Source organism: Pseudomonas sp. LB3P14, assembly GCF_054898045.1.
Window position 1 is genome coordinate 4,044,377 of the sequence record NZ_CM142714.1, and the last position, 20,136, is coordinate 4,064,512.

Here is a 20,136-nt window from a genome sequence, read left to right on the forward strand (position 1 = left end):
GAAATGAAAAATGGCCAGTCCCGGACGTTCAGACTTCCGAGTCGAAAATGATGGTGACGTTGCCCCAGAGCGTGCCGTTCATGCCGGGTTTGAGTAGCGACTCGATCCATTTTCGGGGCATCTGAAATCGCAACATGCCGGTTTTTCGATCGACGTAACGGGACGGTTCGAACGGCCCGATCCAGGTGTTGTGTCTCAGCGTGCTGGACCAGCCGTCTTGACCACCCGGACCGACTATTCCATTCGGCATGGTGAGCCTGACTTCGAATTTGGAATAACCCACCTGGTTGTTGCCTATGTCGCATTCGGAGCCGCCCAGGGAGCTGCAGATCATCATGACCTTGAAGCGCGACGACGCCGAAATGTAGAACGGCTGGTCACGGTAGATCTCGGTCGGCATGCGACCACCGTCGATCCAGCGTTGCCAGCCCCCCACCGGCTCCATGGCAATCTTGTCCCCGCCGGGTGGCAGTTCGACTTTCAGGGTGTGCTGCACGTCCAGCACGAAGTCCAGGGCCAGGTTGCCGTCATCCGGCACCATCATTGAGCCCATCTGAAAATCCCCGCTGGGGCCGAGGGTGTAGGACAGGGACCCGGTGTACAGGCCGGACGACATGCTCAAGGGGTTGGACGTGCGTAGTTCGTAGGCGAAGTCGAGGTAGTTGAAAGACATCGCCGGGATGCGGTACGCGGCCACCTTGGTGCACCACGCCTCAACTGGTGCTTTCCAGAAAAATCCAAATGTATTGGACGTGTAAAAACCAACTCCGCTGTACCTACAGGGCTCCGGTGCATAGACCCAGCTCTGGTTGGCCCAAAGCCGCTGATGACCCTCAAGTATGTCGCTCACGCCCACCAGATTGGCGGCCGTATCGCTCAATGTGAATTTTGAACCGATACCAATGATTCGCACCTCGACGGTTTCACTTTCGCCGGTGTCGTGATTGGTGACCGTCAATTGCCGCCAGTTGGCCGGCACCTTCAACCTCAGAGCATCGGCGGGTGCGCCGGGCACGATCGGGCGGGTGGAGTTGAACCGGACCGGTAACTGAATGCTGAACATATTGTTTTCGACGCATTGGCCAGGGTAACTGGCGCAATACCCACTGTTAGGCGTCTTGTTGACGAATACATTCTTGTTCGGCTGCGACGGATCCGGCTGGAACAACGCGCGGATTTCCTGATTGATCGCCTCGGCCGAAGGCATGCTCAGTGCCGCGAGCAAGCCCAGACAACTGGTTAGCTTTTTCACGGTCAACCCGCCTTCTGATCGGTAAAGGTCGCATCGGCCAGGGTGTCCGGCGTGCAACGCAGATCACCGATCATCAACACGTTGTTTTCGCTGCGGTGCTGGTTCGCGTCGAGGCGGAACTGGCACAGCAGCCGGTTATCCTGACGCACCTCGAGAGTCGGCGAGCCGGCGTTCATTTCCATCGAGAAGAAACCGTCGACCTCGGTCACCCCGCGGCTGGCGTGGTTGATGACGTGGTGGCCCTTGAGTGGTTGTCCTTGTTCATTGACCAGCCGACCGAGCACGGTCAGGGTTTTCATCACCCGGATCTTGCGGTAGTCCACTCCGCCCTTGTTCAAGTGATAGCGGGTGCGTGCGGGCTCGATGGTGGCCGCCGGCACATGATTGCCCTCGAAATCGAAACTCACCGAGCTGTTCTGGTACGCCGTGATCGGGATGAAGTTGCGCCCCGGCTTCAACGCTGCCGTTCCGCCGCTGAAGTCGTCGGCGCGCAGGGCGATGTCTTCGATGTCCGATTCCACGTCGACGATCATGCCGGCGCCGCGCATTTCGTACTGGCTGGTCATGAGCATTTGCTGACCGCCCAGCACCAGGGTGCTGTCGAGGTTCAGGCCACCGGTGAAGTTGCCGTTGTAGGACGAACGCTGGATGAAACCGTCGCCGTTGATCGCGTCGGTGCGGAAGTTGGCCAGGCTGGACACGCCGACGCCATAGGTGTCGGTCAGTGCAGTGACCGAGACGTTTTGCAGCACATGGTCCTTCAGGTCCTTGCGCCAACCGATGGACGCGTTATTGTCGCGGCCGCCCTCGCGGGCGGTGCGTGAACCGATGCTGCCGGTGATCTGCTCGCCGGGCGCGCCCAGTGCCACGTTGATGCTCAAATCGACCCCGCGATTGCGATCATTGCCGCTGCTGAAACTGCCCGGCCGGTCGAACAGCGACAGGCGCCAGTTGGCGTCGCTACCAAACAGTTCGGTACGCCGGGTCCAACCCAGATCCACGCCGACGCCTTCGACGTTGCCCTCGCTGTGGGACACCCGCGCGTTGAGCGAATTCTTACTACTCAGCCGATGGTTGATCGCCAGCGATGAGTTGCTGGTTTCGCCTTTGAATACATTGCGTTGCCGCACCCGCGTGCCGTCCGGCAGGGTTTCGTACAGGTCGGTGGTGTCCAGCCAGCTACGGTTGTGGCTGATCACCAGGCTGCCGGAGCCGTAGTTGTAAAGGCTTTGCAGGTCGAGACCGGTGCCGTGGTCCTGGGTCTGGTAGACGTTGGCGTACAGGCTGATGTGATTGGCCAGGGTCCAGTCGATGGACGTGCCGTATTGCAGCTTTTCACGAATCTGCCGCGCCGACAGGCCGAGAATCACCCGCGGGTGCATCAGGTAGTTGATCGACGCACCGGCCGTGGTGCTGCCGCTGGCCTGTTGATCCCAATTGCTGAGCAGTTTGCTTTCTTCCCCGGCGAACAGGTTGTAGCGCCAGCGCTCGTCGAGGTTGCGCCAGTTGCTGGGCTTGTACACCAGCTCCTGGGTGGTGGAGGTGATCTGGCCGTCTTCGATCAGGCGCACTTCCACTTCATAAATGCCGCCCGGCAACGGACGGGTGTCGAGGGTCTGCAAACCGGCAGGCACCGACTGGGTATTGATCAACAGACCGTCGCGATAGATCTCCACCGAGCCTTGGCGATTGGCCGTGACGTAAATCGGGTAGACGCTGGGCATCGGACTGTTGATGGCCAGGCTGTCGGAGCTGCCGTACATGACGCCGACCGCGGTGTCGGGGCTGGTGCCGAATGTGCGCGGTTGGCGGGTCAGCCCTTCGGAATTGGGGGTGAAATAGCCCAGGCGAAAGAAATTGCCTTGCAACTCGCGCTGGGTGTAAAGCTCATGGACGGCGTGGTACAGCTTGTCGTCCTGACCGCCGAGGCGGGCCATTTGCATGTTGAAGGTCTGACTCCAGTTGCCCAGGCTGCCGCTGGCCTCAAGTCCAAAACGTCCGCCCAGATCCTGATCCTGGCCGCCATTGAGATTGAGCTGGTTACGCACCATCAGGCCGCTGCTGCCGCCATCGGGCTGCTCGTAGTAGCGCTTGGCTTCAAGATCGCGCTCAGCGTTTTCGGTGAGGATCGAGACCAGCGAGTTTTCCAGGTTGTAGTGCACAGCCAGCACCTGATCCGGGCAGGAACCGGTGCAAGTGCCCAGCGGCACGCCAGGCTTGAGATAACTGGCCCACTTCTCCCGCTCGGCGGGGCCGTAGCGGTTTTCGCTGGTATCGGTGAATTCGAGCAGGGTGATGCGATCGTCACGGGACAACACCACCATGGCCTCTCCCAATGGCTGTTGATCCAGCTCCACTCGCACGGCCAAAGGCACATCAAAGAAATGCTCCTCGAAATCCGCTGGCAAACCTTTGGCCTGGGCCAACAGACTTCGCGGTGTCGTACCGGCGGAATCGGGAGCCGCCACGGCACTGGCACAAAACAACAGCGCAAACGCTGCCGCGATGGGTGTCATCGGGAACATGAACTCGTACTCTGATTTGGAACAAGTTGAAGTCCGGCGGACACGCCAGCCTGGTCGTCCGCCGGATAACGCCACTTCAAGAGTTAGCGCTTATTGCCTGAACGCTCGATCAGCGGACAGCGACAGGAGGCACAGCGTCAAAGGTCATTGCGACCACACCGGTGTAGTCACCCGGCTGGAAAGTTGTACCCTTGGCACTGATTTTCAGCGGCGCGCGGTAGTTCACGTCGGAGTCAGCTTCACCCACCACCAGTTGTGGAGTGAGGGTCAGTTCCTTGTTGTTGAACTCGACTTTCAAATCAATGGCTTCGGCACCAGAGATCAGTTTCGGCGCACTTTCCAGGCTGGCGTGAACCGAACCGTTATTGTTGCGCACGTCGAAGAAACCGGTGACTTCACGCATCTTGCCGGTGCTCGGCTGAAAGCTCATGTCCTGGTCCTTGTTGACCAGATCCGAGTCAGTCGGTACCACGTAGAAGCCATTGGTCGGCACGTGAGCAATGAGGCTGATGGAATGAGTAGCTTCGCCCGCAGCGAACGCCATGGAGGAGTTGAGAGCCAGAACAGCCAGTGGAGTAGCGATTGCGAATTTCTTGAACATCGTTCAGTACCTGTTTGCTTGAAAGGATCGGGTTCATTGAAAGTTCAAACAACACTTACCCCAACGAGGTGTATGAGTTTGTACTTTCAATGCCGGGGCATGATCGACTGTTCATTCTGGAAAGTAAGCAGGCAACTTCCGACGGGCTCGTAGTTCAACTACTCCATGACTGGAAAGAAAAAAGTGCAAATAATTGAAATACGAAATGGTGACTGTAAGTTATGCCTTACATACAGTTTTTGTGAAAAAACCACACAGTGATTTCAACTTGATAACACGGGCACTTCGAGCGTTTTAGAATATAAGTTCAAATAATATTAGAGCAATAGCTTTAACTTTCCCGTTATGAATGCCGACAAGAAAAAAGCGTTCGCCAGCGCGTCCAATGACAAGGTGGCCGCTCATCACCACTCGTCGGCCAAGGCACAGAGCGCTCAAAAAACATCTTGCCCGGCTCTTAAGATATATCTTAAGTTATGTCTAAACATGACCAGAGAAAGCAAAAAATGAGAGACCATCATTCCCCCCACCGCGAACACGGCGACGGCCGCGACGGTTTTGAGAAACGGCCTGGCCGCGAACGCGGCGGTCGCGGCCCCCGAGTGTTCGCCCCCGGCGACCTGAAATTGCTGCTGCTGGCGCTGATCGCCGAACAGCCGTGCCACGGCTATGACCTGATCCGCCAGATCGAAACCATGTTCGACGGCGCCTACAGCCCCAGCCCCGGCGTGATCTACCCGACCCTGACGTTTCTGGAAGAGAGCGAAATGATTCAGGGCGACGCCGAGGGCGGAAAAAAACGCTACAACATCACCGATGCCGGACGTCTGTCGTTGAGCGAGCAGGCGGTTGCCCTGGACGGCGTGCGCATGCGCATCGATGTCAGCAAGCGCTCGTTGCGTGGGCACGATCGCCCGCCCGAGATCCATGAAGCGGTGCATAACCTGCGTCATGCGCTGCAACTGCACCACGGTCGCTGGAGCCCCGAAGAAATCCTGCGCGTCGCTGCCCTGCTCAACGACACCGCCAAAGCCATCGTCGACGGCCCCGCCGTTCAACCCGTTCAGGAGCAAGCCGAATGACTGTAGTGATCGAGCACACCATTCACCGCGTCATGCATGAAATCAAACGCCGTCGTCTGGAAGTGTTGCGGGTGGTCGACCTGACGCCGCGCATGCGCCGGATCACGCTGGGCGGACCGGAGTTGGCCGGCTTCGTCAGCCTCGGAACGGACGACCACGTCAAACTGCTTTTCCCACAAAACGCAGCGGAACAAGCAGCCTTGGAAACCCTGGTGCTCGGTGCCGGTAAAGACAACGGGCCATTGCCGGCGATGCGTGACTACACGCCGCGCCGTTACGACCTGAATGCGCTGGAACTGGACATCGACTTCGTACTGCACGGCGACGGCCCTGCCTCGACGTGGGCGGAGCAGGCCAAACCCGGTCAGTTCCTGCACATCGGCGGGCCACGGGGCTCGATGATCGTGCCGGACATGTTTGACAGCTACTTGCTGATCGGCGACGAAACCGCCCTGCCCGCCATCGCTCGTCGTCTCGAAGGCTTGGCGGACAATCGCCGGGCACTGGTGATCATCGAAGTGGAAAACGGCGCCGAGCAGCAACGTCTGGAAAGTGCCGCGCAGGTCAATGTGATCTGGGTACTGCGCGAGGGTGGCAAAGACAATTTGCTGACCACCGTGAAGCAACTGCAAGTGCCGAGCGGCAATCTGTATGCGTGGGTGGCGACCGAATCCAAAGTGTCGCGGCAAATTCGCCGGGTGTTACTGGATGAGCACGGGCTTAACGAGCAATTCGTCAAAGCCGTCGGTTACTGGCGGCTGGATGACAGCGACGAGGAGTGACCTACTCCTGGGCCCCATCGTCGGATCGCCGCCCGGAGCAAGCTCGCTCCCACATTGGATCGATTGTGAACAATTGACCTGTGGGAGCGAGCCTGCTCGCGAAGGCGATAGCTCAATCACTAAAAATCCAGATCCTTTGCACGACGCCCAAGCCACCGATCCAACCCAATCACTATCAGCGCAACCACCACAAACCCCACCAATAACCCCCCGGCATTCACAAACACCTGTGGATAACCCAGCTTGTCGACATCAATGAATGGATAGGGATAAACCGCCAGCAGATGCCCGCGCCGTAACGCGTACGCGAAATACACCAGTGGATAGATCACCCACGCAGCGATATGCCGCAGTCGCAACGTGCCTTTCGGCACACAGAACCACCAATAAGCCAGAAACAGCAGAGGCATGACGTCATGCATCAGTTCATCGGCCAGCCATTGCCAGCCTTGCGGATGCCATAAATGGCGCAACAACACGTTATACGCCAGGCCAACCACGGCGATGCTCACGGCAATCCCGCTGCTCACCCATGGCTGCAAGAACCAGCGTCGCGCCGCCGACTCGCGGGACGTCAGCTCGCACGTCAGCACGGTCGCCACCAGCGTATTGCTCAGCACGGTGAAGTAGCTGAAGAAGCTGACCAGCCCACCGAGCAGACTGGCCGCCAGGGTCCAGCGTGAGTAGAAAATCAGGTACAGCTGAATGGCCAGACCGGCCCAGCCCAGCACCGCAGCCACGGCAACAACACGACGCCTCACGGCAGAACCTGGCGTCGGTTGGTTAACCATATTCAGACCGGGCGCTTGGTGCGCATCAACTTCACGTACAAGCGCTCGACCTTCTCCCGTGCCCACGGGGTTTTGCGCAGGAATGTCAGGCTCGACTTGATGCTCGGGTCACTCTTGAAGCAGCGGATATCGATGCGCTCGGCCAGCCCCGACCATTCGTAGTGTTCAACCAGCGCGTTGAGGATTTGCTCCAGCGTCACGCCGTGCAGTAGGTTGTTGTTCTGTTCGGTCATGCCGGGCCTTCGAGCGGTGAAAGAATGAGAAGCCGCGCACCTTAGCCGAGGGCTTCATTGGGGGGAAGCGATCTGTGTGCGGTCAGTTAAATGTAGGTGAAACACAAAAGATCGCAGCCTCGTTTCACTCGACAGCTCCTACATTGGAATGCGTTCACCTGTAGGAGCTGTCGAGTAAAACGAGGCTGCGATCTTTTCCCATGGACTGTTACCGAATACGAAAGAATTCATGTCGTTAAAAGCGCTTTCTCTATTTGTAACAGGACATTATCCTTGCGCCCGTCAAGCTGAAACGCTTCCGCTGCCCGCGACATACTGCCGCTTCAGTTCACTCCCCAGAAAAAGACCAAGAATTACTTCTCCTATGCCTTATTTTCAAACTCCGCGAGACAGCGCTGTCTGCACCGCTATTGCCCGCCGAAAAGCCCTGAACCTGATCGGCGGATTCACCGCGTTGGGCCTCGCCACTTGCACCCAGGCCGCTCCGGCCTTCGATAGCGAGTCGCCGTGGATGCTCGGCGACTGGAACGGCACGCGCACCGAACTTTCGGAAAAAGGCTACGACTTCAAAGTCGATTACACCGGCGAAATGGGCAGTAATCTGCACGGCGGCTACGACCATGACCGCACCGCTCGCTACAGCGACCAGTTCGGCCTCGGCACCCATCTGGACTTGCAGAAGATTCTGGGCTGGGACGACGCAGAGTTTCAGCTGACCATCACCGAGCGCAACGGCAATAACATCAGCAACGACCGGATCAACGACCCACGGGTCGGCGGTTTCACCTCGGCCCAGGAAGTCTGGGGCCGTGGCCAGACCTGGCGACTGACGCAGATGTGGTATCAACAAAAATTCTTCGATCAGAAGCTCGACATCAAGGTCGGCCGCTTCGGTGAAGGCGAAGACTTCAACAGCTTCCCCTGCGACTTCCAGAACCTGGCGTTCTGCGGCTCGCAGGTCGGCAACTGGGTCGGCGGCATCTGGTACAACTGGCCGGTCAGCCAGTGGGCGATGCGGGTCAAATATCACCTGACGCCGGAGCTGTACGCGCAAGTTGGCGCCTATGAGCAGAACCCGTCGAACCTCGATCGTGACAATGGCTTCAAGCTCAGCGGCAGCGGCACCCAGGGCGCGATCTTGCCGGTGGAATTGGTGTGGTCGCCGAAGCTCAATGGTCTGCCGGGTGAATACCGCGCCGGTTATTACTACAGCAACGCCAAGGCCACTGATGCCTACAAGGACAGCAACGGCCAGCCAGCAGCGCTGAGTGGCGAGGCTTACCGCAGCGCGTCGAGCAAACACGGCGTGTGGCTGGGTGTGCAGCAGCAGATCACCAGCCGCGCCAGCGACAACTCCCGCGGCTTGAGCGTGTTCGCCAACGGCACGATGCACGACAAGAAGACCAACGCCATCGACAACTACGTCCAGGCTGGCGTCGTCTACAAAGGTTTGTTCGATGCACGCGCCAAGGACGACATCGGTTTCGCGTTGGCTCGCGTCCACGTCAACCCGGCCTATCGCAAGAACGCCGAGGCGACCAATCAGGCCCGCGCGGTCTTCGACTACGACGATCCGTCCTTCCTGCCACCGCAGGACACCGAATACAGCGCCGAACTCTATTACGGCGTGCACGTCACGAACTGGCTGACCGTGCGCCCGAACCTGCAATACATCCGTCATCCCGGTGGCGTAGACAAGGTCGATGACGCGCTGATTGGCGGAATAAAAATCCAGTCGCAGTTCTAACCAGCACCGCAAACCCCCTGTAGGAGCATGGCTTGCCCGCGAAGAACGATAACGCGGTCTGCCAGATACACCGCGTTATCGTTCTTCGCGGGCAAGCCATGCTCCTACAGCGACCGCGTCAACAGTTTCACTTTTTTATCTGAACCATGCCCACGCCAGATCATCATCTACAGTGAACCTGCGCGGGACTACTTAAAACGTCACGGAGAACCACACTATGAGCACTGATGGTGCTTTGAGTCGAAGCCGTCTGTTGCCGAGCCTGCTCGGCATCCTGCTTCTGCTAATGGGCCTGGCCATGCTGGCCGGGGGAATCAAGCTGAGCATGCTCGGCGGCTCGCTGTATTACCTGCTGGCCGGTATCGGCCTGGCGCTGACCGGCGTGTTGCTGATTGCCGCTCGCCGCGCAGCACTGGGCCTCTACGCGCTGGTGCTGTTCGCCAGTACCGTTTGGGCCTTGTGGGAAGTCGGCCTCGACTGGTGGCAACTGGTGCCGCGTCTGGCCATGCTGTTTGCGCTGGGCATCGTCATGTTGCTGCCGTGGTTCCGCCGTCCGCTGCTACGCGAAGGCGCTGCGCCGATGGGCACTGGCGCACTGAGCGTCGCCGTAGTACTGGCTGGCGTTGCTGCTCTGGCCAGCCAATTCACCAATCCAGGTGAAATCAAAGGCCAACTGGACCGCGACAGCGTGCCGGGAATGACCAACACCGCCCCGGCCATGCCGGACGGTGACTGGAATTCCTACGGCCGCAGCGCTCATGGCGATCGTTACTCGCCACTGGCGCAGATCACGCCGCAAAACGCGAACAAACTGGTGCCGGCCTGGACCTACCGCACCGGCGACCTGCCAGGGCCGAATGACCCGGGCGAAACCACTGCCGAAAACACCCCGCTGAAAGTCAACGGCATGCTCTACGTCTGCACGCCACACAGCCAGGTGATCGCGCTGGACCCGGACACCGGCAAGGAACTCTGGCGTTTCGATCCGAAGCTCTCCACGCAAAACGCGGCGAACTTCAAGGGCTGGGCGCACATGACCTGCCGTGGCGTGTCGTATCACGATGACGCCGCTTACGCTTCCGAGCAAAGCCCGACGGGCACTGCCAGCCCTGCGCCGGCCAGCAACGTCTGCCCGCGCCGGATCTTCCTGCCGACTGCCGACACCCGTCTGATCGCCCTGAACGCCGACACCGGCAAGATGTGCGAAGACTTCGGTAACGGTGGCCAGGTCGACCTGAGCGCCAACATCGGCGGCTTCAACGCCGGTGGTTACTACTCCACCTCGCCTCCAGCAGTCACTAAAGACCTGGTGGTGATTGGCGGCCACGTCACCGATAACGTCTCCACCGACGAGCCAAGCGGCGTGATCCGCGCGTTCGACGTGCACACCGGCAAACTGGTGTGGAACTGGGACAGCGGCAACCCGGACGACACCACGCCGATTGCCGAAGGCAAGGTCTACACCCGCAACTCGCCGAACATGTGGTCCATGTTCGCCGTCGACGAAAAACTCGGCATGCTCTACCTGCCGATGGGCAACCAGACCCCGGACCAGTTCGGTGGCGCTCGCACCCCTGAATCGGAACTGCACGCCGCCGGCCTGACCGCGCTGGACATCGGCACCGGCAAGGTGCGCTGGCACTTCCAGTTCACCCACCACGACCTGTGGGACATGGACGTCGGCGGCCAGCCAACCCTGATGGACCTGAAAACCGCAAACGGCGTGAAGCCAGCGGTACTCGCGTCCACCAAGCAAGGCAGCATCTACGTATTGGACCGCAGCACCGGCCAGGCGATCGTGCCAATCAACGAAGTGCCAGTGCCGCAAGGCGCTGTCGAAGGTGATCACACCTCGCCGACCCAACCGAAATCCGACCTCAACCTCATGCCGCCGCCGTTGAAAGAACGCGACATGTGGGGCGTGACTCCGTTCGACCAACTGATCTGCCGGATCGACTTCAAATCCCTGCGCTACGACGGCCCGTTCACCCCGCCATCGCTGCAAGGTTCGATCGTGTATCCAGGTAACTTCGGCGTGTTCGACTGGGGCGGTATCTCGGTTGACCCGGTGCGTCAGATCGCTTTCATGAACCCGGACTACATGGCGTTCAAATCGAAACTGATCCCGGCCGCCGAAATCGCTGCCCAAGGCCCGCGTAAAAGCGAAACCGAAGGCGTGCAGCCAAACAAAGGCGCTCCCTACGGCGTGGTCCTCGAAGCGTTGCTGTCGCCAATGGGCCTGCCATGCCAGGCACCGGCCTGGGGTTACGTGACAGCGGTCGACCTGACCACCAGCAAAATCATCTGGAAACACAAAAACGGCACCGTGCGCGACAGCTCACCGGTTCCGATCCCACTGAGCATGGGCGTTCCTAGCCTGGGCGGCACCTTCACCACCGCGGGTGGCGTCGCCTTCCTGAGCGGTACCCTTGACCAGTACCTGCGCGCCTATGACGTGAAAAACGGCAAGCAGCTGTGGGAAGGCCGCCTGCCAGCCGGCGCGCAAACCACGCCGATGACCTACACCGGCAAGGACGGCAAGCAATACGTGCTCGTCGTTGCGGGTGGTCATGGGTCGCTGGGCACCAAGCAAGGTGACTATGTGATTGCGTACAAACTGTCCGAGTAAGCTTTAGCGGCGGTTAAAGGAAAGGCGACTCCTGTGAGGGGGTCGCCTTTTTTGTGGCCGCTGGATTTCCCGCCACACCACACATCCCCCTGTGGGAGCGAGCCTGCTCGCGATGACGGAGTGTCAGCCGACATTGATGTTGAATGTTAAAAAGCCTTCGTCGGAACGCCGCCCGAAGCCGGGTCGCTCCCACAATGGAATGGTGACATCAGCGAAATATTGGTCGGCTGTCAGGCCGCCTTCGCGGGCAAGTCGGATCGCCGCACCGCTCGCTCCTACAAATGGATAGGCGTAAACCCGCTTCTCACCACTCATCAGGCCGAGCGTTAGCTCGCCTGCAGCTCTTGATCTTGATCCACCCGCCCCTATCGGGAGGCTGAGTGGAGGTGTTCATCTGGGGGGTAGGCGCGTAGCGCCGTTCGACGCAGTCGAACACATCGAGAGGAGGTCGAAGCGCAGCCGACCGGAGGCGATGCCCCCAGATGAATGCCGGAACGAAGGAACGCCGAGCCTAGGCGAGGGGCCGGACGCTTGGGGCGAGCCTTTTTGGGTACTTTTTTGGCGTTTGAAAAAAGTGCCTCGTCGTAAGGACGAAACCGCCAGCCGCCGTTACCGCAGGAATGGATATGTACCCCATCAACAGGAACATGGTCGGCCCAAAGGCCGCCAAGTCGAACACACCTGTCCAAACCCTGAACACACACCCAGAAATATCCCGAGCCATTGAAACCACCCCCCACCCGCCCCATCTAACACCCATACCCAATTGCGCAGGTGCCCCATGAGCGACCAGCAAGAATTCCCCGAAGACCCGAGCGAATACGCCGACCCAGAGAACGCCGAACACCACTCCACCGGCAAAGGCCTCGCCCTGCCAGGCCAGAACCTGCCGGACAAGGTCTACATCATCCCGATCCACAACCGCCCGTTCTTCCCGGCCCAAGTGCTGCCGGTCATCGTCAATGAAGAACCGTGGGCCGAAACCCTCGACCTGGTGAGCAAATCCGATCACCACTCCCTGGCCCTGTTCTACATGGACACGCCCCAGGAAGATCCGCGTCATTTCGACACCTCGGCCCTGCCGCTCTACGGCACCCTGGTCAAGGTGCATCACGCCAGTCGCGAAAACGGCAAACTGCAATTCGTCGCCCAAGGCCTGACTCGCGTACGCATTCGCACCTGGCTCAAACACCATCGCCCGCCGTACCTGGTCGAAGTCGAATACCCGCACCAGCCCACCGAGCCGACCGACGAGGTCAAGGCCTACGGCATGGCGCTGATCAACGCGATCAAGGAACTGCTGCCGCTCAACCCGCTTTACAGCGAAGAGCTGAAAAACTACCTCAACCGCTTCAGCCCCAACGACCCGTCGCCGCTGACCGACTTTGCTGCGGCCCTGACCTCGGCCACCGGCAGCGAGCTGCAAGAAGTGCTCGACTGCGTGCCGATGCTCAAGCGGATGGAAAAAGTCCTGCCGATGCTGCGCAAGGAAGTCGAAGTCGCGCGCCTGCAAAAAGAGATTTCCGCCGAAGTTAACCGCAAGATCGGCGAGCATCAGCGCGAGTTCTTCCTCAAGGAACAACTTAAGGTCATTCAGCAAGAGCTGGGCCTGACCAAGGACGACCGCAGCGCCGACATCGAGCAATTCGAGCAGCGCCTGGAAGACAAGGTCCTGCCGGCTCAGGCGCAAAAACGCATCGAAGAGGAAATGAACAAGCTGTCGATCCTCGAGACCGGTTCGCCTGAGTACGCGGTCACCCGCAACTACCTCGACTGGGCGACATCGGTGCCGTGGGGCGTGTTCGGCGAGGACAAACTCGACCTCAAACACGCACGCAAAGTGTTGGACAAACACCATGCCGGCCTCGACGACATCAAGGACCGCATCCTCGAGTTCCTCGCGGTCGGCGCCTACAAAGGCGAGATCAGCGGCTCCATTGTGCTGCTGGTCGGTCCACCGGGCGTGGGTAAAACCAGTGTCGGCAAATCCATCGCCGAATCCCTCGGCCGGCCGTTCTACCGCTTCAGCCTCGGTGGCATGCGCGACGAAGCCGAAATCAAGGGCCACCGCCGCACCTACATCGGCGCGCAACCGGGCAAACTCGTGCAGGCGTTGAAAGACGTCGAAGTGATGAACCCGGTGATCATGCTCGACGAGATCGACAAGATGGGCCAAAGCTACCAGGGCGACCCGGCCTCGGCGCTGCTGGAAACCCTCGACCCGGAACAGAACGTCGAATTCCTCGACCACTACCTGGACTTGCGCCTGGACCTGTCGAAAGTGCTGTTCATCTGCACCGCCAACACCCTGGATTCGATTCCCGGCCCATTACTGGACCGGATGGAAGTGATTCGCCTGTCGGGTTACATCACCGAAGAAAAAATCGCCATCGCCAAGCGTCATCTGTGGCCCAAGCAACTGGAAAAGGCCGGCGTATCGAAAGGTAACCTGGCCATCAGCGACACCGCGTTGAAAGCCTTGATCGACGGTTACGCCCGTGAAGCCGGCGTGCGGCAGCTGGAAAAGCAGCTGGGCAAACTGGTGCGCAAGGCCGTCGTGAAATTGATCGACGAGCCGCAAGCGGTGATCAAAATCGGCCCGAAAGACCTCGAAGCCTCGCTCGGTCATCCGGTGTTTCGCAACGAGCAGGTACTGTCCGGCACCGGCGTCATCACGGGGCTGGCCTGGACCAGCATGGGCGGCGCGACCCTGCCGATTGAAGCGACGCGGATTCACACACTCAACCGAGGCTTCAAACTCACCGGGCAACTGGGTGATGTGATGAAAGAGTCGGCGGAAATTGCCTACAGCTACGTCAGTTCCAATCTGAAGTCGTTTGGCGGTGATCCGAAATTCTTCGACGAAGCTTTCGTACACTTGCACGTACCGGAAGGCGCCACCCCGAAAGACGGCCCGAGCGCGGGCGTGACCATGGCCAGCGCCCTGCTCTCGCTCGCACGCAATCAGGCGCCGAAAAAAGGCGTGGCGATGACCGGCGAGCTGACGCTGACCGGGCATGTGCTGCCTATTGGCGGCGTGCGCGAGAAAGTGATTGCTGCGCGGCGGCAGAAGATCTTTGAGTTGATCTTGCCGGAGCCAAACCGTGGAAGCTTTGAAGAGTTGCCGGATTATCTGAAAGAAGGGATTACCGTGCACTTCGCCAAACGCTTTGCGGATGTGGCGAAGATATTGTTCTGACTCTCTAACCTGATCATTCCCACGTCGAGGCGTCGAACCGTCCGCGTGGGAATGCCGCCCGGGACGCTCTGCGTCCCTTCACAAGCGTGACGCAGAGCGTCACAGGATGCATTCCCACGCAGAGCGTGGGAACGATCTCTCCTCCTCGTCACAATTTGTCTCATCTTCAGTTATGCTCGCCGTTCGTCGTGAACGCCGGAGCCACTGACCTTATGTCCCCCACCCGCCTGTTTGTCCCTCTGTCCCTCGCCCTGCTGGCCGCTTGCGCCACGCAACCGAAACACAACGTGACCGTGGAAAAACAAAGCGAATGCCCGGTGAAACTGCACAGCGGGCAAAACCTGATTGTGACCTTGCCAAGCAACCCAACCACCGGTTACCGCTGGGCAATCCAGGATTCGGCCGGTGGCGTGTTGCGCGCGCTCAGCCCCGAGGTTTACAGCAACCCGGAAGATGCGGGGATCGTCGGCAGCGCCGGCATCTCGACCTGGCGCTTCCAGTCCTTCACCGCTGGCACGGGCCGTTTGCGCCTGACCTACTCACAGCCATGGGCACCGGAAGTACCGGCAGTGGAAACCTTCGACTGCGCAATCTCTGTTAACTGATCGTGGGCTGGCTGATTCTGGCGCTGATGGGCGCGGTGACCTTTCTCTACGGCGTGAGCGTGCACGCCGCGCTGCTCTGCCTGCTGGTCAAACCGCTGCCAGTATTGGCGCTGCTCGGTTGGTTGCACGACGCACCGCCCACCGAGTATCGACGCTGGATCAGCCTCGGACTGATTTTCTCCCTGCTCGGCGACGTGCTGCTGGCGTGGCCGGGGGATTTGTTTGTGTTTGGTCTTGGCGCGTTTCTGGTCGCGCATCTGGCGTATCTAAAGGCTTACCTGAGTGATTGTCGGCGGTTGGCGTTGTTGCCGCTGATCATCGCTTTGGGCGTCGGCGCGGTATTGCTGGGGATCTTGATTTCCAATGGGCTGGGTCCGTTGCTGATCCCGGTCATCGTCTATGGTCTGGCCATCAGCGCCATGCTCTGGAGGGCGCTGGCCCGACTCGGTACCGACGTGCCCAAACGCTCGGCGCTGCTGGCGGCGGCGGGCGCGGTGGCGTTTGTGTTTTCCGACAGCGTGATTGGCATCAATCGATTCGTCGCGCCGTTTCATGCCGCACCTTACGTGATCATCCTCAGCTACTGGCTGGGGCAATGGGGGATTACGGCGTCGGCGTTTTCTCAATCTGCTCACCGCCCCCAATAGAAGGAACGCGGAGCGTCCCGGGCGGCATTCCCACGCAGAGCGTGAGGAACGATCAATGCGTCACCCCAGCGGTTTATCAGACAACCCGCGCATCCCCCCGTCAATTTGGCTAAAATGCCGGCCTTTTCCACCGACACCGCCGGAACCGCCGTGAGCAAAGAACCCGATCGCCTTTTCGCCCAGCCTTTGGCCCAGGTGCCCGACTTCGCCTTTAACGAGGACGTGGTGCGGGTGTTCCCGGACATGATCAAGCGCTCGGTGCCGGGTTATCCGACCATCGTTGAAAACCTTGGCGTGCTCGCCGCGCAATTCGCCCAGCCCAACAGCGTGCTCTACGACCTGGGCTCGTCTCTCGGCGCCGTGACTCAGGCCCTGCGCCGTCACGTACGCACCGACGGCTGTCGGGTGATCGCTGTGGATAACTCGGCGGCGATGGTCGAGCGCTGCCGCGAATACCTCAACGGTCAGGACTCGATGTTCCAGGAGCTGCTGCCGGTGGAAGTGATCGAAGGCGACATCCTGGCCCTGCAATTCCAGCCAGCCTCGGTGGTCGCGCTGAACTTCACCCTGCAATTCATCGCCCCGGAGCAGCGCACCGCGTTGCTCTCGCGTATCCACCAGTCGCTGTTGCCCGGCGGCGCGCTGATCCTGTCGGAGAAACTGCGCTTCAACGACCCCGAAGAACACGCGCTGCTCACCGACCTGCACGTCGCGTTCAAGCGCGCCAATGGCTACAGCGAACTGGAGATTGCCCAGAAACGTAGCGCCATCGAAAACGTCATGAAGCCCGACAGCCTCGAAGAACACCGCGAGCGCCTGCTGGCTGCCGGGTTCTCGAAAGTCGTGCCGTGGTTCCAGTGTCTTAACTTTGCCTCGTTGATTGCCTTGCCATGATTGATCTGTCCCCCCTCGCCCGCCGTTTGGCCGGCACACCGCTGGCCGATTGGGCCAACACCCTGCAAGCGCAACTTGACAAGAAAATGGAAAAGGGTCATGGCGACCTGGAGCGCTGGCAGAGTGCGCTGGACGCCTTGCCGAAGATTCAGCCCAGCGAAGTCGACCTGCTCAATGGGCTGACGCTGGACACCGATTGCGATGATGAAACCCGCGCGCAAATGCGTACCGCGCTGATGGGCCTGTCGCCGTGGCGCAAAGGGCCGTTCGATCTGTTTGGCGTGCATGTCGACACCGAATGGCGTTCGGACTGGAAATGGTCGCGGGTCGCACCGCATCTGAATCTGAAGGGCAAACGCATCCTCGATGTCGGCTGCGGTAATGGTTACTACATGTGGCGCATGCTCGGCGCGGGCGCAGACAGCGTGATCGGCGTCGACCCGAACTGGCTGTTCTTCTGCCAGTTCCAGGCGGTGCAGCGTTACCTGTCCGAACCCAATGCCTGGCACCTGCCGTTCCCGTTCGAAGACCTGCCGCCGAACATGGAAGGCTTCGACACCGTGTTTTCCATGGGCGTGTTCTATCACCGCCGCTCGCCGATCGAGCATTTGCTGGCGCTGAAGGATTGCCTGGTCAAGGGCGGTGAGCTGGTACTGGAGACGCTGGTGATTGAGGGCGATCAGCAGCAGGTGCTGGTACCGGAAGACCGTTATGCGCAGATGCGTAACGTGTGGTTCCTGCCGTCGGTGCCGGCGCTGGAATTGTGGCTGCGTCGGGCCGGGTTCACGGATGTTCGCTGTGTGGACGTGAGCACCACCAGCGTCGAGGAACAACGCGGTACGGAGTGGATGAAGTATCAGTCGCTGAGCGATTTCCTTGATCCGGAAGATCACAGCAAGACGGTTGAAGGGCTGCCGGCGCCGATGCGTGCGGTGATCGTCGCCAAGAAGTAGGTGATCGATCGTTCCCACGCTCCGCGTGGGAATGCATCCTGTGACGCTCTGCGTCACGCCTGCGTAAGGACGCGGAGCGTCCCGGGCGGCATTCCCACGCGGAGCGTGGGAACGATCAGTCTCTACTAGCTCTTCGGGCCTTGAAGAACTCGCTCAACACCGCCCCGCACTCCTCGGCCAACACCCCGCCTTCATAGAGCACCCGGTGATTCAAAAAGCCCTGGGTAAAAAACTGCCCCTGACTCTGCACAATCCCGGCCTTTGGCTCCAGTGCCCCATACACCACCCGCGCAATCCGCGAATGCACGATCAGCCCGGCGCACATGCTGCACGGCTCAAGCGTCACGTAGAGCGTACTGCCGGGCAGACGATAGTTGCTGGCCGCCAACGCGGCAGCACGGATCGCGACCATCTCGGCGTGAGCACTCGGGTCATTGCCGCTGATCGGGCAGTTGAACCCCCGGCCGATGATTTCACCGTCCTGCACCAGCACCGCGCCCACCGGCACTTCACCCAGCGCCGCGCCTTGTGCGGCCAGCGCCAACGCTTCGCGCATGAAGTCGCGATCGCGGCTGCGGTCGATGATTGCGGCGGGACGAATCTGACGCATCACACCACCTCGATGGCGGCCATCAGGCCGGTTTCCATGTGATCGATCACGTGGCAGTGGAACATCCAGATCCCTGGGTTATCCGCCACCAGCGCCACTTGCGCGCGCTCGTTCTTGCCCAACAGATAAGTGTCGGTGAAGTACGGAATGACCTTGTGCCGGTTCGAGGCTATGACTTTGAAGCTCATGCCGTGCAGGTGAACCGGGTGCTGATACTGAGTCATGTTCTTCAATTCGAAAATGTAGCTTTTGCCCTTCTCGAGCTTGGCAATCGGGCGGTCGGCGCAGGTCTTGTCAGTGATGTCCCAAGCCTTGCCGTTGATCTGCCACAGGCTCGGTGGCTTGCCGTTGTCGACGTTGACTGACACCGAACCCACCCATTCGAAATTGAAGTTGAGTTTCTCGGCATTGGCCAGGTCCGGTTCTGCCACCGGGTTGGCGGGCAGCGCGGGCGGCCACTCGGTCGGTGCATCGGTGTTCGCCACCGAGCGCAATGTGCCCAGTCGTACCGGGCCATTGCGCAGGGACAGCTCTTCACCGGCCGGCGGAGCCTTGATTGCCAGACAAATACGCATGCCCGGGCCGAGCCAGTATTCCTTGCCCAACGGGCGAGGCTCGATCGGGTTGCCGTCCAGCGCGTAGATCTGCGCTTCGACGCCGGGAATGTTGAGGCGATACGTCAGCGTGTTATCCAGGTTGAGCAAACGCACGCGGGTGATCTGCCCGGCGGGCAAATCAATCACCGCTTGCGCGACGCCATTGATCGTCGACAAGCGCCCCGCCGTGCCGCCACGTGCGGCTTCGCGCGGAATGCTGAACGCGACAAATGCACCTTCCTCATCCACGTGCCAGCTCTTGAGGCTCAGGGTTTTTTCGAACTTGAACCCGGTGGGCTCACGCTCTTCGATAATCAACGGGCCGACCAGTCCGCGACCGAGTTCTTCGCTGCTGTTCACGTGCGGGTGATACCAGTAGCTGCCGGCGTCGGGCACGCGGAATTTGTAATCGAAATATTCGCCCGGCAGCACCGGCAGTTGCGAGACGTACGGCACGCCGTCCATCTCCAGCGGCAGGCGAATGCCGTGCCAATGGATGGTGGTCGCGACCGGCAGGTGATTGACGAACCGCACCCGCAGCCATTCGCCCTGGCGCACGCGCAACTCGGTGCCAGGCGCCGACGGGCCGAACGCCCAGGCTTCGGTCTTGTGCCCGGCCACAAGTTCAACGTCCAGTGGTGCGGCGATCAGCTCATAGTCGTGGCCCGCATCGGCGTCGGCCATCTTGCCCAACCAGTACCGCGACGCCCCCCCCGCTCCGACACCAACGACAACAAGACCGGCCAGGCCACCGAGGATTTGGCGACGGGTAAAGGACATGAACTCAACTACCTCACGTATCAGCGACAGGCGCGGGGCCTGTAAAAGGCGAATACGATACACCTGCGGTTGAGAAACAGTAAGGGCGGGGTGGCGGATGGCCGCAGGAGAGGTGATCGTTCCCACGCTCCGCGTGGGAATGCCGCCCGGGACGCTCCGCGTCCCTTCGCTGGCGTGACGCAGAGCGTCACAGGATGCATTCCCACGCAG

The 20,136-nt window shown here is 60.2% G+C and carries 17 protein-coding genes; 9 read left to right on the forward strand and 8 right to left on the reverse strand.

Features of this window, described 5'->3' with window-relative positions:
• Positions 1-28: 28 nt before the first annotated feature.
• The 3 genes from ACYZT5_RS18705 to ACYZT5_RS18715 all read right to left on the reverse strand — a co-directional run bounded on the left by ACYZT5_RS18705 (position 29) and on the right by ACYZT5_RS18715 (position 4,378).
• On the reverse strand, positions 29-1,252 hold the full coding sequence (locus ACYZT5_RS18705) for a hypothetical protein (protein WP_462046862.1): 1,224 nt from the start codon (positions 1,250-1,252) through the stop codon (positions 29-31).
• 2 nt (positions 1,253-1,254) lie between these two features.
• The gene (locus ACYZT5_RS18710) at positions 1,255-3,777 is read right to left on the reverse strand and encodes a CS1-pili formation C-terminal domain-containing protein (protein WP_462046863.1); all 2,523 of its coding nucleotides are present in this window, start codon (positions 3,775-3,777) and stop codon (positions 1,255-1,257) included.
• 109 nt (positions 3,778-3,886) lie between these two features.
• The gene (locus tag ACYZT5_RS18715; protein ID WP_462046864.1) at positions 3,887-4,378 is read right to left on the reverse strand and encodes a CS1 type fimbrial major subunit; all 492 of its coding nucleotides are present in this window, start codon (positions 4,376-4,378) and stop codon (positions 3,887-3,889) included.
• Positions 4,379-4,884: 506 nt separating this feature from the next.
• On the opposite strand from ACYZT5_RS18715, the gene ACYZT5_RS18720 reads away from it, so the two are divergent.
• Positions 4,885-5,460, forward strand: coding sequence for a PadR family transcriptional regulator (locus ACYZT5_RS18720; protein WP_462046865.1), 576 nt, complete (start codon positions 4,885-4,887; stop codon positions 5,458-5,460).
• Positions 5,457-6,242, forward strand: coding sequence for a siderophore-interacting protein (locus ACYZT5_RS18725; RefSeq protein ID WP_462046866.1), 786 nt, complete (start codon positions 5,457-5,459; stop codon positions 6,240-6,242). Before ACYZT5_RS18720 ends, ACYZT5_RS18725 begins: the two co-directional genes overlap by 4 nt.
• Before the next feature lie 119 nt (positions 6,243-6,361).
• On the opposite strand, the gene ACYZT5_RS18730 is transcribed toward ACYZT5_RS18725, so the two are convergent.
• Together ACYZT5_RS18730 and ACYZT5_RS18735 are read right to left on the reverse strand one after the other, a co-directional pair.
• Positions 6,362-7,033, reverse strand: a complete 672-nt coding sequence (locus ACYZT5_RS18730; protein WP_462046867.1) for a Pr6Pr family membrane protein — start codon at positions 7,031-7,033, stop codon at positions 6,362-6,364.
• Between the two features lie 2 nt (positions 7,034-7,035).
• Entirely contained in the window at positions 7,036-7,266 is a 231-nt protein-coding gene (locus ACYZT5_RS18735; protein ID WP_462046868.1) for a VF530 family protein, read from the reverse strand.
• A 364-nt stretch (positions 7,267-7,630) separates the two neighbouring features.
• On the opposite strand from ACYZT5_RS18735, the gene ACYZT5_RS18740 reads away from it, so the two are divergent.
• Both ACYZT5_RS18740 and ACYZT5_RS18745 read left to right on the forward strand, forming a co-directional pair.
• Positions 7,631-9,013, forward strand: a complete 1,383-nt coding sequence (locus tag ACYZT5_RS18740; RefSeq protein WP_462046869.1) for a carbohydrate porin — start codon at positions 7,631-7,633, stop codon at positions 9,011-9,013.
• Between the two features lie 217 nt (positions 9,014-9,230).
• Positions 9,231-11,642: a glucose/quinate/shikimate family membrane-bound PQQ-dependent dehydrogenase gene (locus tag ACYZT5_RS18745; protein ID WP_462046870.1), complete on the forward strand. Its 2,412-nt coding sequence runs from the start codon at positions 9,231-9,233 to the stop codon at positions 11,640-11,642.
• A gap of 123 nt (positions 11,643-11,765) precedes the next feature.
• Here ACYZT5_RS18745 and ACYZT5_RS18750 read toward each other — a convergent pair whose 3' ends face one another.
• Positions 11,766-11,957 carry a hypothetical protein gene (locus ACYZT5_RS18750; RefSeq protein ID WP_462046871.1) on the reverse strand — a complete coding sequence of 64 codons (192 nt, stop codon included), beginning with the start codon at positions 11,955-11,957 and terminating at the stop codon, positions 11,766-11,768.
• A 466-nt stretch (positions 11,958-12,423) separates the two neighbouring features.
• Between ACYZT5_RS18750 and lon the strand changes: the two genes are divergently transcribed.
• The 5 genes from lon to cmoB all read left to right on the forward strand — a co-directional run bounded on the left by lon (position 12,424) and on the right by cmoB (position 17,940).
• Positions 12,424-14,841 (forward strand): endopeptidase La, encoded by a 2,418-nt coding sequence (gene lon, locus ACYZT5_RS18755; protein WP_462046872.1) that lies wholly within the window; start codon positions 12,424-12,426, stop codon positions 14,839-14,841.
• Positions 14,842-15,053: 212 nt separating this feature from the next.
• The gene (locus ACYZT5_RS18760; RefSeq protein WP_462046873.1) at positions 15,054-15,446 is read left to right on the forward strand and encodes a protease inhibitor I42 family protein; all 393 of its coding nucleotides are present in this window, start codon (positions 15,054-15,056) and stop codon (positions 15,444-15,446) included.
• 2 nt (positions 15,447-15,448) lie between these two features.
• Positions 15,449-16,093 (forward strand): lysoplasmalogenase, encoded by a 645-nt coding sequence (locus ACYZT5_RS18765; protein ID WP_462046874.1) that lies wholly within the window; start codon positions 15,449-15,451, stop codon positions 16,091-16,093.
• A 114-nt stretch (positions 16,094-16,207) separates the two neighbouring features.
• The gene (cmoA, locus tag ACYZT5_RS18770) at positions 16,208-16,987 is read left to right on the forward strand and encodes a carboxy-S-adenosyl-L-methionine synthase CmoA (RefSeq protein ID WP_462046875.1); all 780 of its coding nucleotides are present in this window, start codon (positions 16,208-16,210) and stop codon (positions 16,985-16,987) included.
• Positions 16,984-17,940: a tRNA 5-methoxyuridine(34)/uridine 5-oxyacetic acid(34) synthase CmoB gene (gene cmoB / locus ACYZT5_RS18775; RefSeq protein WP_462046876.1), complete on the forward strand. Its 957-nt coding sequence runs from the start codon at positions 16,984-16,986 to the stop codon at positions 17,938-17,940. The genes cmoA and cmoB overlap by 4 nt, the downstream gene beginning before the upstream one ends.
• 115 nt (positions 17,941-18,055) lie before the next feature.
• Here cmoB and tadA read toward each other — a convergent pair whose 3' ends face one another.
• Both tadA and ACYZT5_RS18785 read right to left on the reverse strand, forming a co-directional pair.
• Complete coding sequence (tadA, locus tag ACYZT5_RS18780; RefSeq protein ID WP_462046877.1) at positions 18,056-18,550, reverse strand: tRNA adenosine(34) deaminase TadA; 495 nt, start codon at positions 18,548-18,550, stop codon at positions 18,056-18,058.
• Positions 18,550-19,926, reverse strand: coding sequence for a multicopper oxidase family protein (locus tag ACYZT5_RS18785; RefSeq protein ID WP_462046878.1), 1,377 nt, complete (start codon positions 19,924-19,926; stop codon positions 18,550-18,552). The genes tadA and ACYZT5_RS18785 overlap by 1 nt, the downstream gene beginning before the upstream one ends.
• Positions 19,927-20,136: the final 210 nt, after the last annotated feature.

Coding starts and splice junctions, on each gene's coding strand:
- tadA (WP_462046877.1), bottom strand. CDS start 18,550: ATGCGTCAGATTCGTCCCGCCGCAATCATCGACCGCAGCCGCGATCGC.
- ACYZT5_RS18725 (WP_462046866.1), top strand. CDS start 5,457: ATGACTGTAGTGATCGAGCACACCATTCACCGCGTCATGCATGAAATC.
- ACYZT5_RS18785 (WP_462046878.1), bottom strand. CDS start 19,926: ATGTCCTTTACCCGTCGCCAAATCCTCGGTGGCCTGGCCGGTCTTGTT.
- ACYZT5_RS18750 (WP_462046871.1), bottom strand. CDS start 11,957: ATGAGTGGTGAGAAGCGGGTTTACGCCTATCCATTTGTAGGAGCGAGC.
- lon (WP_462046872.1), top strand. CDS start 12,424: ATGAGCGACCAGCAAGAATTCCCCGAAGACCCGAGCGAATACGCCGAC.
- ACYZT5_RS18715 (WP_462046864.1), bottom strand. CDS start 4,378: ATGTTCAAGAAATTCGCAATCGCTACTCCACTGGCTGTTCTGGCTCTC.
- ACYZT5_RS18710 (WP_462046863.1), bottom strand. CDS start 3,777: ATGTTCCCGATGACACCCATCGCGGCAGCGTTTGCGCTGTTGTTTTGT.
- ACYZT5_RS18740 (WP_462046869.1), top strand. CDS start 7,631: ATGCCTTATTTTCAAACTCCGCGAGACAGCGCTGTCTGCACCGCTATT.
- cmoA (WP_462046875.1), top strand. CDS start 16,208: ATGCCGGCCTTTTCCACCGACACCGCCGGAACCGCCGTGAGCAAAGAA.
- ACYZT5_RS18760 (WP_462046873.1), top strand. CDS start 15,054: ATGTCCCCCACCCGCCTGTTTGTCCCTCTGTCCCTCGCCCTGCTGGCC.
- ACYZT5_RS18745 (WP_462046870.1), top strand. CDS start 9,231: ATGAGCACTGATGGTGCTTTGAGTCGAAGCCGTCTGTTGCCGAGCCTG.
- ACYZT5_RS18720 (WP_462046865.1), top strand. CDS start 4,885: ATGAGAGACCATCATTCCCCCCACCGCGAACACGGCGACGGCCGCGAC.
- ACYZT5_RS18735 (WP_462046868.1), bottom strand. CDS start 7,266: ATGACCGAACAGAACAACAACCTACTGCACGGCGTGACGCTGGAGCAA.
- ACYZT5_RS18730 (WP_462046867.1), bottom strand. CDS start 7,033: ATGGTTAACCAACCGACGCCAGGTTCTGCCGTGAGGCGTCGTGTTGTT.
- cmoB (WP_462046876.1), top strand. CDS start 16,984: ATGATTGATCTGTCCCCCCTCGCCCGCCGTTTGGCCGGCACACCGCTG.